Source organism: Anaeromassilibacillus sp. D41t1_190614_C2 (assembly GCF_015558525.1).
GTDB lineage: Bacteria > Bacillota > Clostridia > Oscillospirales > Acutalibacteraceae > Anaeromassilibacillus > Anaeromassilibacillus stercoravium.
Genome location: NZ_JADMOD010000004.1, coordinates 95,830 through 107,509 on the forward strand (window position 1 = coordinate 95,830; position 11,680 = coordinate 107,509).

An 11,680-nucleotide genomic window follows, 5' to 3' on the forward strand; every position below is an offset into this window, starting at 1 on the left:
GACGTTAGCCAACCAGCAGCTTTGTTTTGACATTCGCCCCATTCATCTGGGTATTGGTATCCAAAGAATAGGTACTGATTTTAATCGTCGCCTCATATTCACCTGCATCCAGCGCACGGGAAAGCGTCTCTTCCTGGATGGCCTTGCCTGGCGCTACCATCTTCGAAGTGTACAGTGTCTCGCCCGTCTCGTCCAAAACCAGCTCAAAAATAAAGTAGCAAGGGTTTTCTTCCGGGTTCAGGAGCAGGATCTTAACATCTTTCTCCCCAGCTGGCAGAGCGATGGACGCATAGCCCGGGATCTTGATCCCCTGCTCTTCGCCATTTGCGCTCGGCGGTGTGTTGCCATTCCAGTCCTGCGCCGCCTCGTCGAGATCGGGGGTGAACGTCTGCTCCTCGCTATACGGGGCATCCATCCATTGCTGATAATGCATCCCTGCAAAAACACCCGCACCCATCAAAAGCAACATACACAGGATACCGGCAGCGATCAGCACGCCCTTCTTCTGGGCGCTCCATGTTTTCTTGTTTTCTTCCATTTTTTAACAACCTTTCCCATCCGGCTTTGATAAGCCGTATCAATTCCCTACGAAATTTACCGATACATAGAATAGATGGGCAGCGTTAAAGGCATGTTTTCCCTTTGTTAAATCTAGGCAAAAAATAAAGCAACCGTTCCAGTCGAAATGGACTGGAACGGCTGCCGGTTCTCTTACATAAATTTTACAAAAACGTTCTGCTGGGAAAGGCGGCTTTTTCATGCCCCTGCTGGAAGCCTTTATTCGGCATCCGCCTTGGCCTGCTCGATCACCTTCTGGGCAACCTGGGCGGGCGCTTCTTCATAGCGGGTAAAATCGAAGGTATAGCTGCCGCGTCCCTGGGTAACCTGGCGGACAAATGTACAGAAGTCGTGCATCTCTGCCACCGGGACCTCTGCCTCAACCGTCTGCTTGCCGGGGCCAGCGGGCTCCATGCCCAACACACGGCCGCGGCGCTTATTGACTTCGCCCATGATGTCGCCCATGTTCGCGTCCGGAACCGTGGCGCGCAGGGTGCCAATGGGTTCCAACAGCACCGGGCTGGCCTGCGGCATACCTGCCTTGTACGCGAGGGAGGCCGCGGTCTTAAACGCCATTTCCGAGGAATCCACCGGGTGATACGAACCGTCATACAGCGTGGCGCGCAGGCCTACCACCGGATAGCCAGCCAACGGGCCGTGCGCAATGCACTCCTGCAATCCCTTCTCGACCGCCGGGAAGTAGCCCTTCGGGACGGAACCGCCCACAACGCGCTCTCCAAACTCCAGGCCCTCGCTGTCGCAGGGCTCGAACTCGATCCACACATCGCCGAACTGGCCGTGGCCGCCCGTCTGCTTCTTATGGCGTCCCTGGACCTGCACCTTCTTGCGGATGGTCTCGCGGTACGGGACACGCGGCTGCTCCAGCGTGACCTCCACGCCGAACTTCGCCTTCAGCTTGGAAACGATGACGTCCAGATGCTGCTCGCCCAGGCCGCTGATGACCATCTGATGGGTCTCGGCATTGTTTTCAAATTTGATGACCGGGTCCTCTTCCATCAAACGGAACAGGCCCTGCGCCACCTTATCCTCTTCGCCCTTCTTTTTCGGCAGGATGGCCATGGAGAGCGTCGGGACCGGATAGGTAATTCCATCCAAGGTGACCTTGCGCGTCGGGGAGCACAGCGTGTCGCCCGTGGAGACGTTGCCCAGCTTGAGCACGGCGCCGATGTCGCCCGCCGTGATGCAGCCCATCTCTTCCTGCTTTTTGCCGCGCATCATGACCGTCTTGCCGATGCGCTCCACGTTGCCCGTGCGCATGTTGATGAGCTGGGCGTCCGTCGCAACCTTGCCGGAGATGGTCTTGATGAAGGACATTTTCCCAACAAAGGGGTCCGCGATGGTCTTGAAGACAATGGCTGCTGTTGCGCCGTCCGGATTGACCGAAAGCTCGACCGGGTTCCCGTCGATGTCGGCTGCAATCTCGCCGCTCTTTTCCAAAGCGGACGGGGCCAGCCAGGTCAGGCCGTCCAGGAACTGCTCCATACCGCGCATCAGGAGCGCGTCGCCGCAGAACACCGGGCAGATCGCGCCGGATTTGACGCCCTTGCTGACGCCCACGATGACCTCTTCCGGCGTAAAAGGCTCGCCGGAGAAGTATTTCTCAAACATCTCGTCGCTGGTCTCCGCAACAGCCTCATAGATTGCCGTGCGCAGGCCCTCCAAACGGTCGCCCATGGGCGGCATGGCCACTTCAACGGGCTTGCCATTCGAGTAATCGTATGCCTTATATTCCAAAATATTGACATATATGTTTGCTTTGCCGTCTTCGATGTACGGGACAACCACCGGGCAAACCGAGGGGCCGAAACTGGCCTTCAAATCCTCGAACACGCGGTAAAAACGCGCGCTCTCATCGCACAGGCCGTTGACAAAGAAAATCTTCGCCAAGCCGCGGGCATCCGCCGCTGCAACTGCCTTTTCCGTGCCGACGTTCACGCCGTCCTTGCCGGAAACCGCAATCAGGACCGAATCCGCCGCGCGCACCGCTTCACACATGGCCCCCTCGAAGTCAAACAGTCCGGGAGCATCCAGCAGATTGATCTTATGATTTCTCCACTCCAGCGGGGCGATTGCCGCGCTGACGGTTGTTTTTCTCCTGATTTCCTCGGGGTCATAGTCGCATACCGTATTCCCCTCGCCGACCTTGCCAAAGCGGTCTGTGGCGCCGGAAAGGTAGAGCATGGCCTCCGCGATAGAGGTCTTGCCTGCTCCGCTATGCCCCGCAATTGCAATGTTCAGAATATCTTTTGCATTGTACAATTTCACCTTAAAAACTCCTTTCAGGGGTTGATTGGTACAACTTTACAATTGTTCAATCAAATTAATAACAATTATATCGTATTCTCACAAACATTACAAGCCAAAATGCAAAAATTAACGGAATCGAAATAGAAAGTTTTTTGGCAAAGTTACAAATTGTATGCAATTCTCTGTATAGTTTATACAAATCGGGTTCTTTTTTCTGGCCAAATGCGCGAAAATCCAAGGGTTCCCCCAAGAAAGGACGCAAACCGAACCCAAAATTTTGCCGTTCCGTCCTGCCGAAAATGCATAGAAAAAGCCGCCGCCCTTTCCGCAGTGGAAAAGGCGGCGGCAAACATTTCGATTGGAAGCGTTACAATTAGGCTTTGCCCTCGCAGCCGAGAACCGTCTTGATCTTATGCTCCACGAGGCCCTGGATGGCGTCGCGCGCAACCCCCAGATACTGGCGGGGATCGAAGTGGGACGGATTCTCCGCAAAATACTTGCGGACGGTTGCGGTCATCGCGAGGCGGAGGTCGGAGTCCACGTTGATCTTGCAGACTGCCTTGGCTGCCGCTTCACGCAGCATCTCTTCCGGGATGCCGATTGCGTCGGGCATCTGGCCGCCGTACTGGTTGACCATCTGCACAAACTCCGGGAGGACAGAGGAGGCGCCGTGCAGAACGATCGGGAAGCCCGGCAGGCGGTTGGAAACTTCCTCAAGGATATCAAGGCGCAGCTTCGGCTTCTGGCCGGGTTTGAACTTGTAAGCACCGTGGCTCGTGCCGATTGCAATGGCAAGGGAGTCCACGCCTGTCCGTGTTACAAAATCCTGTACCTCGTCCGGATCCGTGAACTGTGCTTTGTCGTCTTCTACCTTGACGTCGTCCTCAACGCCGGCAAGCTTGCCGAGCTCGGCCTCTACCGTGACGTTGTACTTGTGTGCATACTCGACCACTCTGCGGGCCTCTTCCACATTCTCCTCATAGGGCTTTGCGGAACCGTCAAACATGACGGAGGTGAAGCCGTCGTCGATGCAAGCCTTGCACATCTCAAAGGACGGGCCATGGTCCAAATGCAGGGCAACCGGAATATCCGGATTCTCTTTTACAGCGGCCTCGACCATCTTTACCAGATAGGCCGGGTGCGCATACTTGCGGGCGCTGGAAGAAACCTGCAGGATCACAGGGGCCTTCAGCTCCGCGCAGGCGCTCATAATGCCCTGGATGATTTCCATATCGTTAATATTGAACGCGCCGATCGCATAGCCGCCGTCGTATGCCTTTTTGAACATTTCCTTGGTATTTACCAATGCCATTGGAATCACTCCTATCTTTTAGATGCCCTTATTATACCGCATATTCCACAAAAAAGAAATACCTTTTGGCAAAAAAGCAAGCGGAGAAAGGGCGAGTTTGTAAGCCGCAGCGAATCTGCAAAAAATTGGCCGGACCCAACAAAACGTATCCTCCTTATGGAAAGCCATCGGACCAAAAACCGGGCACGGGGCGAAAACGCCCGTGCCCGGGATGGTTGTTTGAATTGGTCTTTTTGACGACGTTAAGCGCTCACGGATTGCCCGCCCGGCGGCGCCGTGCGGATATAATGGAACAGGTATTGCTGGGCAATGCCGGCATACGGGCCGAAGTCCTCCGGTTTCCTGCCGGGGAACCATTCCTTCATGGCGCGCTTCATCCACACATCCATTGGGAACGCCTCCAGCCGGTGCAGGCCATAGAGCAACGCGCAGTCCGCTACCTTGGGGCCCACGCCCACAATCGCCATCAGCTGCTCGCGCGCCTGTGCAAGGGGAGCTGTCCGCAGGGCTTTTAAGTCAACCTCCCCGGAGGCCACCTTCCGCGCCGCGTCGAGTATGTACCGCGCGCGGAATCCGCAGCGCAGATATGCGAGGTCCTCTTCCTCCAGGCCGGCAAGACGTTCCGGCGATGGAAAACACCGGACCCCTTGCTCCATCTCCTCGCCAAAGGCTTCGCACAGCCGCGAAATGATCCCTTTGATCCGGGGGATGTTGTTGTTCTGGGAGATGATAAACGAACAAAGCGCTTCCCACGGGTCCTGCTGCAAAATCCGTATCCCGGGCGCAAAGGCCGCGGCCTTTGCCAAAACCGGGCCGGACGCGGACAAGGCCTCCCGGATGGCCGCATAATCGCGGTCCAGGTCAAAATACGCGCGCCAGAAGGGATCGTCCATGGCCGCTTCCATATGGTCCTGCGAAACACACAGGGCCTTCCCCCCGGCGGTCCCCCAATAGGAGCCATCCGGCTGGCGGTCCCAGCGGAAGCACTGGCCGCATTCCAGCGTCGCCCCCAAGTCAAAATCGCGCAAGGCGGTCATTTAATCTTCCAACTCCACGTCGATGCCCTTGCGGTAGAACGGCTTCTTGTCCTCGATGGCCTGTTTGCCAAATTTGCCGCTCGACGGCATCAGATCCAGGAATTCGCCCGCCTTCATCGCCTTATGGCAGGCATCGACCGTCGCTTTAAAGAGTTCCTGGTGGTTGACGCCCTGGGTCAGGCTCACGATCACCAGATGGTGCGGCTCATTCATGTTGGTCTTATAATTCGCCGTGAACAGCCATGCACTGAGCACCTCTGTGCGGGTCTTAAAATATTCGCACAGCGTCTGCACCAGCTCCTTCGGATACGGATCGGGCTTGGAGAGCACCACCATATCCGGGCTGATCGGCCGCTGCTGGAGCGGATTGGCGATTTGCTCCATCGTATTGGTGCGGATCACCAGGTTCTGGCTTGCCGGGTTGACCACAAAGCCCGCGACCTGCCCCTTTTGGCCCAGGACCAACGTGCGCAGCTCGGTAAAATCGAGCGTCATGGCGTCCTTTGTGTCGGGCGCCCATTTCTTGAGTTCGTCCATGTCGGAGAACATTGCAAAGAAGCTCTCCCCTTTTGTGGTGGTCGCTGCACGGAACTTCACCTGGGTCTGCTGGTTCGGCTTGCCTTCTTCGGGACTCGGATCCAGCGTCACCGGGGTGATGTAGTGCATTTTCCGCATCTCTTCGATCAGTTCCAGTTCGTCTTTCCTTGTTTTATTTGTATCAAACTGCTTCAGTTTGCTGATAAACGCAGGATTTTGAACAGGTTGGTTAAGCTGCATAAATTGGTACCTCCTGAAAATTTGGTATTTGTATGATTATATCCCTATAACGCACATTTTGCAAGTAAAACACTTTCTTCTCCCTGTATTATTCACCACATGTCCCTAAAATCCAGCGGAAAATAAAAAATTTGTTTCTTACCCTTGACAAATGGCATTTCCATTTCTATAATGAAATCAACAAAAGAAACCGTTGAGTAAGGAGAGTACATAGGCAAAGCGCTCAAAAGAGAGCCGCAGGCGGTGCGATTGCGGCGGGCAGCGGCTTATGGAATGGGCTTACGAGGGCGGGGCGAACGGACAAAGACAGTCCCAGTAGCTGCCGACGGGAACTCCACCCGTTACCAAGGGAGCGCGTATGGAAGTATGCGGAACAAGCGGCGCGAAGGCGCAATCCGGGTGGTACCGCAGGAGTGAATGCTCTTGTCCCAGAAGATGGGGCAAGGGCTTTTTTGTTTCTATAAACCAAAAGGAGGAAATTCGCATGGCAAAGATTCCACACAGATTTAATTTAACAGAGGAACAGATGCCCACGCAATGGTACAACCTGCGTGCGGATATGAAAGAACAGCCCGACCCCATGTTGAACCCAGCAACCCTGGAGCCGGTCAAGACCCCAGAGCTCTATCCGATTTTCTGCGAAGAGCTGGCGGCGCAGGAGATGGACAGCACCACGCGGTACATCGACATCCCCGAACCGGTGCTCAATATCTATAAAGCCTACCGGCCCTCCCCGCTGAACCGCGCATACGATCTGGAAAAATATCTGGATACCCCGGCAAAGATCTACTTCAAGTTTGAAGGAAACAACACCTCCGGCAGCCACAAGCTCAATTCGGCTGTCGCGCAGGCGTATTACGCCAAGATGCAGGGCATCACCAGCCTGACCACAGAGACCGGCGCTGGGCAGTGGGGCACCGCCCTTGCGGAGGCCTGCGGCTATTTCGGCATCCCGCTGACCGTGTTCATGGTAAAGGGTTCCTACAACCAAAAACCCTACCGCAAAGCCATCATGCAGACCTTTGGCGCGAATGTCATCCCAAGCCCGAGCGATACCACGAAGGTGGGCCGCGCCATCCTGGAAAATAACCCGGACACGACCGGCAGCCTGGGCTGCGCCATTGCCGAGGCCATTGAGCTTGCCACCTCGACGGAGGGCTGCCGCTATGTACTCGGCTCCGTCCTGAACCAGGTTTTGCTGCACCAGTCCATCATCGGCTTGGAAGCGAAAAAAGCCATGGATATCCTCGGCGAATATCCCGACATCGTCATCGGCTGCGCCGGCGGCGGTTCCAACCTCGGCGGCCTGATCGCGCCCTTCATGCAGGATAAGCTCTTGGGCAAAAAGAACCCGTATTTCATCGCGGTCGAACCCGCTTCCTGCCCGTCCCTGACGCGCGGCCTCTATGCATACGATTACTGCGACACCGGCAAGGTCACGCCGCTGGCGCGCATGTACACACTGGGCAGCGGCTTCATCCCGTCTCCGAATCACGCGGGCGGCCTGCGCTACCACGGCATGTCTCCGATCGTCTCCAAGCTCTACCATGACGGCTGGATCGACGAAGCCCGTTCCGTCGAGCAGACGAAGGTCTTCGAGGCTGCCATGCTGTTTGCGCGCGTGGAGACCATCCTGCCCGCGCCGGAATCCTCCCATGCGATCCGCGTGGCGATCGACGAAGCGCTCAAATGCAAGGAGACCGGCGAGGAAAAGACCATCCTGTTCGGCCTGACCGGGACCGGCTATTTCGACATGGCCGCCTACACCTCCTTCATGGAGAAGACCATGACCGACTACATCCCGACCGATGCGGACCTGCAGCCCGGCTTCGACTCCCTGCCGAAGATCCCCGGCCGTCCGGCGGAACCCGCCCGCGATCCCGCACCGGCACGCCGGTAATGGGAAACCGGCAACGAATTTGACATCTTCTTTCAACACCTGAAATCCAATCAAATACAAAGGGACCGGAATCCATGATTGTGGATTCCGGTCCCTTTTTCCACGCTTTTGTTTGCAAAGGCATCCTGTTGTGCGGCGGCATCTTCGCCGCGCCGCCCTATCCCATGCGGATAACATTTTTATACGGAAGTCTGGGAAGGCACAGCCTTTTCGCCGCCGGTTGGGTTCTTTTTCCCCCCGATATATCGGACCAGAAGGCCGATCAACAGCCCCACCAATGCGGGGCAGATCCAGCCAAAGCCCTGGCTGGCGAGCGGGATCCAGGTGTCCGCCAGCCTGACCACAGGGTTCAGATGCAGGGCAGTACGCACGCCTTCGGGCAGCGCCCGGAGAAAGTCAAAGGCCGCCGCTGCCGCTGTAAAGCCGGCCGTCCATTGCAGGACCACACGGTCGTTGTGGAACGCCTTCCCGCACAGTGTCAATAGGATCAACACAATCGCCAGTGGATAGAGGAACATCAGGACCGGCGTGGAGTAAGCGATAATTGCATCCAGGCCAACATTCGCGATCAGGAAGGATAGGATGCAGAACACCACTGCCCACACCCGGTAAGACGGCCCGCCCGGGAACATCCGCACGAACGTCTCCCCGCAGCTGGTAACCAGCCCGACCGCCGTCTTCAAACAGGCCACCGTAATCGTAGCCGCCAGGATGAAGGCCCCGGCCCCTCCGAAATAATGCTCTGCAATCTGTGCAAGCGCCTCCCCGCCGTTGCTTGCCACGTCAAACAACCCGCGGCTCTGTGCGCCCACAACCGTGACCAGCACATAGATCAGCGCCATCAGCAGCGAACTGAAAATCCCGGCATATACCGTACGTTTTGCCACTTGCCCCGGTTCCTTGACGCCCAGCCCGCGGATTGCCTCCACCACAACGATTCCAAACGCAAGCCCGGCCAGCGCATCCATGGTGTTATACCCTTCCAAAAGCCCTGTGGAAAACGCATGCGATGCATACGCGCCCGACGGGGCAATCTCTGCGAAGTTCCCCAGCGGGGAAACCAATGCGCGCACCACCAGGATTGCCAGGAAGAAGAGGAACAGTGGGTTCAGCACCTTCCCGATCCACGTCAGGATTTCCCCCGGCCTGAGCGAAAAGAACAGCACCACGCCGAAAAAGAGCAGGGAGAACACCGCCAGTCCCACGGTCTGCCCCGCTCCGGGCAGGACCCGTTCAATCCCGACCGTGTAGGAAACCGTCGCGCATCTGGGGATCGCAAAGAACGGCCCGATCGTAAGATAAAGAACGCAGGTAAAGAAAAGCCCGTACCGTTTCCCGACCCGGCTGCTCAATCCCAGAAGCCCATCCTCGCGGCTGACTCCAAGGGCGGCCACCCCTAAAAGCGGCAGCCCCACCCCGGTGATCAGGAAGCCAGCGGACGCCTGCCAAAGGTTCCAGCCTGCCATTTGCCCCATGGAAGCTGGAAAAATCAGATTGCCCGCCCCAAAGAACATGCCAAACAGCATACTCGCCACAACAAGAAGTTCTTTCAACGTCCGTTTCTCCATCGCACAATCCCCCAAAGATTTTCCTGACGATATGGTTGTTTTTTCCATTATACCGCGCTTTATCCGTCCGGTAAACCCCGGCCTTTGCTCTTCGGCTGAATAAGCCTGCCAGTTGACGATGGGCATGATTCGAAAGAACCGGAGTCCGCAAAATGGACTCCGGTTCTTTCTTTGTGTGTTTTTTGGCTTTCTTCGGGATTATCCGCGCGATCCGTGGCAAATCCACCGGTGCGCTGTCCCGGTTTTCAGCTGGGAGGCGGCGCCACATGCTGCACATCGATAGGCATTGTAGGCGTCCATCGCTTCGCGGGCATCCTGCCCGTAAGCAAAATGGGAACAGGCCCTCTGTCCGCCATCGGTATGCCATGCTCCATATTCAACCTGGACCGAAGCGCATCCTGTCTTTTGGCAGGCGGGGCATGCCGCGCCTGCCGCAATTTCGATCTCCAGGACCTTTTCCCCATCGATGTACAAACCAGCACGCTCGCCCAACTGCCCAATCGCCTTGACCGCATAGACAGCCTCTCCATCGGAGAACCGCTGGACCGTTCCCGTCTGTGCCACCGCGCCGTTCCCGCTGGTATAGCCCGTTCCCAGGCTGCCGTCCAGCTTTAAAGAGAACGCCGCAACAGACCCCTCCGGCAGCGCAACAACTGTGCCGGAAGGGACCGCCTTTCCATCCATCGCAAGCTCCGCCCTTCCAGCAGCCTGTGCGGGAACGGCTTCCGCCGCAAGAACGAGCGACAGGAGCATGGCGGATAAAATCGCACGGTTTGTCCTCCGTTTGAGTTGCATGTGAAGCATTGGATTCCCTCCCATCTCATGTGGTTCATTACAAAGGAAAATGATTTTTCCTAATTATAAAATAGCACACACTTTTTTGCGTTACAACCCTTTTTCTTAATGTGCATATTTTTCACAAACCACTCTGCCTGTAAAGCTACCATGCTGGCTTTTAGGCTTTCCGTGGGAATCCTTGCTGGAACCGTTTTCTAGTTCGGATAGGAAAACGGCTCCTCCGGCACATCCTCCAAGGAGTGGTAGAGCTCCGGAAACCACTGGCTCAAATCCACCGGGGTATAGTACGGCCGATTATCAAAAGTGATCGTATGGAAGCCGGTGATAAACACGCGGTGGACATTGCCGTTCTCCCTTGTGCGGAACCAAAACCGCCCAATGGTCCCATTGCCCAACGGCGGGAGCGACGGATAGCAGGGGAGCCGGTTCCAGCGCCCGGCAAATTCTTGGATGTCCTCCGGGTCCTCCGTCACCTTTTGCAAGTCCATGCGTGGGATGGAGGAGATCACCAACTGGTCGACGGCGTCCCCCTGTATGGTGGTATTTCCCGTAAAGAACCAGATGCAAAAAATCCCCAACAAAAGTGCAGCAGCAAGCAAGAATTTTCTCCACTTCTTCATCCTGTCCACCTTCCTATTCGAACGCACCATAGAAAGTACCGCTCTTGCAAAGCAACCGCCGTCAAATCGTTCATTGCCTGAAAATCAACCGGCGTTTATCGCCTGTTCTTATTTTTATTTTAGCAGAAATTTCTCTAAACGTCCACCGTCTGTCATTCTTTTTCACCGCACAGAACCGAACGGCTACAAAAAGTGCCGCCCTTCGTTCCCACATTTGGGACCGCAAGGCGGCGCTGTTCATTCTTCGTCCAATTGCTCTACAACGACCCGCCCCTCTGCGCGGGTGCGGTTCAGGTCGATCACGCGCTGGTTGCTGCTCCCGCGGAAGTGGAGCGTCAAGTCGCGCTTGTCCTGCTCATAGCGGCCGTCGATCAAAACGTCCGCCTGCTGCAACAGCGCGTCCGTGTCCGGGTTGTGCTGTTCCAGGAGCTGCTCATAGGTATATCCTGTATAGACGGTCACATCGAGGCCGCTTTCGTGGATCTTCCGGGCCAGCTCTGCCAACGGCGCGGGCTGGCAAAACGGCTCCCCTCCGCTGAAGGTCACCCCTTTGAGCAGCGGGTCTTGCCGCATCTCCTCCAGGAGGCCGTCCGTATCCACCACATAGCCGCCCTCGAAATCGTGCGTCTGGGGATTGTGGCAGCCGGGGCAGTGGTGCGGGCATCCCTGCGTAAAGATCACATAGCGGATGCCCTTGCCGTCCACAATGGACTCCGGCACGACGCCACTAATTCTTAGAGAGGCCATGTTTTACACGGTCGTGCTCTTCCGCGCGCTTTGCATCGTTGAAACGGTCGATCGTGCCGACCAGATAACCGGTAATCCGGCGGATTCTCTCAAAG

The 11,680-nt window shown here is 56.5% G+C and carries 10 protein-coding genes and 1 pseudogene; 1 reads left to right on the forward strand and 10 read right to left on the reverse strand.

Annotated elements, in window-relative coordinates:
• Positions 1 to 4 precede the first annotated feature (4 nt).
• From I2G69_RS05510 to I2G69_RS05530, 5 genes are all read right to left on the reverse strand, one after another.
• On the reverse strand, positions 5 to 538 hold the full coding sequence (locus I2G69_RS05510; protein WP_195560379.1) for a hypothetical protein: 534 nt from the start codon (positions 536 to 538) through the stop codon (positions 5 to 7).
• 239 nt (positions 539 to 777) lie between these two features.
• Positions 778 to 2,844, reverse strand: a complete 2,067-nt coding sequence (locus I2G69_RS05515) for an elongation factor G (RefSeq protein WP_191441758.1) — start codon at positions 2,842 to 2,844, stop codon at positions 778 to 780.
• 355 nt (positions 2,845 to 3,199) lie between these two features.
• On the reverse strand, positions 3,200 to 4,138 hold the full coding sequence (gene fba / locus I2G69_RS05520; RefSeq protein ID WP_087234337.1) for a class II fructose-1,6-bisphosphate aldolase: 939 nt from the start codon (positions 4,136 to 4,138) through the stop codon (positions 3,200 to 3,202).
• Between the two features lie 242 nt (positions 4,139 to 4,380).
• Complete coding sequence (locus tag I2G69_RS05525; protein WP_195560380.1) at positions 4,381 to 5,175, reverse strand: DNA-3-methyladenine glycosylase family protein; 795 nt, start codon at positions 5,173 to 5,175, stop codon at positions 4,381 to 4,383.
• Positions 5,176 to 5,952 carry an enhanced serine sensitivity protein SseB C-terminal domain-containing protein gene (locus tag I2G69_RS05530; protein WP_087234341.1) on the reverse strand — a complete coding sequence of 259 codons (777 nt, stop codon included), beginning with the start codon at positions 5,950 to 5,952 and terminating at the stop codon, positions 5,176 to 5,178. It lies immediately after the preceding gene.
• A 484-nt stretch (positions 5,953 to 6,436) separates the two neighbouring features.
• On the opposite strand from I2G69_RS05530, the gene I2G69_RS05535 reads away from it, so the two are divergent.
• Complete coding sequence (locus tag I2G69_RS05535; protein WP_191448751.1) at positions 6,437 to 7,852, forward strand: TrpB-like pyridoxal phosphate-dependent enzyme; 1,416 nt, start codon at positions 6,437 to 6,439, stop codon at positions 7,850 to 7,852.
• A gap of 179 nt (positions 7,853 to 8,031) precedes the next feature.
• Here I2G69_RS05535 and brnQ read toward each other — a convergent pair whose 3' ends face one another.
• The 5 genes and pseudogenes from brnQ to nrdD all read right to left on the reverse strand — a co-directional run.
• Positions 8,032 to 9,420 carry a branched-chain amino acid transport system II carrier protein gene (brnQ, locus tag I2G69_RS05540; RefSeq protein WP_195560381.1) on the reverse strand — a complete coding sequence of 463 codons (1,389 nt, stop codon included), beginning with the start codon at positions 9,418 to 9,420 and terminating at the stop codon, positions 8,032 to 8,034.
• 198 nt (positions 9,421 to 9,618) lie between these two features.
• The gene (locus I2G69_RS05545; RefSeq protein WP_195560382.1) at positions 9,619 to 10,224 is read right to left on the reverse strand and encodes a hypothetical protein; all 606 of its coding nucleotides are present in this window, start codon (positions 10,222 to 10,224) and stop codon (positions 9,619 to 9,621) included.
• 188 nt (positions 10,225 to 10,412) lie between these two features.
• Positions 10,413 to 10,838 (reverse strand): hypothetical protein, encoded by a 426-nt coding sequence (locus I2G69_RS05550; RefSeq protein WP_195560383.1) that lies wholly within the window; start codon positions 10,836 to 10,838, stop codon positions 10,413 to 10,415.
• A 237-nt stretch (positions 10,839 to 11,075) separates the two neighbouring features.
• The gene (gene nrdG, locus I2G69_RS05555) at positions 11,076 to 11,585 is read right to left on the reverse strand and encodes an anaerobic ribonucleoside-triphosphate reductase activating protein (RefSeq protein WP_195560384.1); all 510 of its coding nucleotides are present in this window, start codon (positions 11,583 to 11,585) and stop codon (positions 11,076 to 11,078) included.
• Positions 11,566 to 11,679: pseudogene (gene nrdD, locus I2G69_RS05560) on the reverse strand (anaerobic ribonucleoside-triphosphate reductase); the annotation flags it as partial. The pseudogene nrdD and the gene nrdG, both read right to left, overlap by 20 nt.
• Position 11,680: the final 1 nt, after the last annotated feature.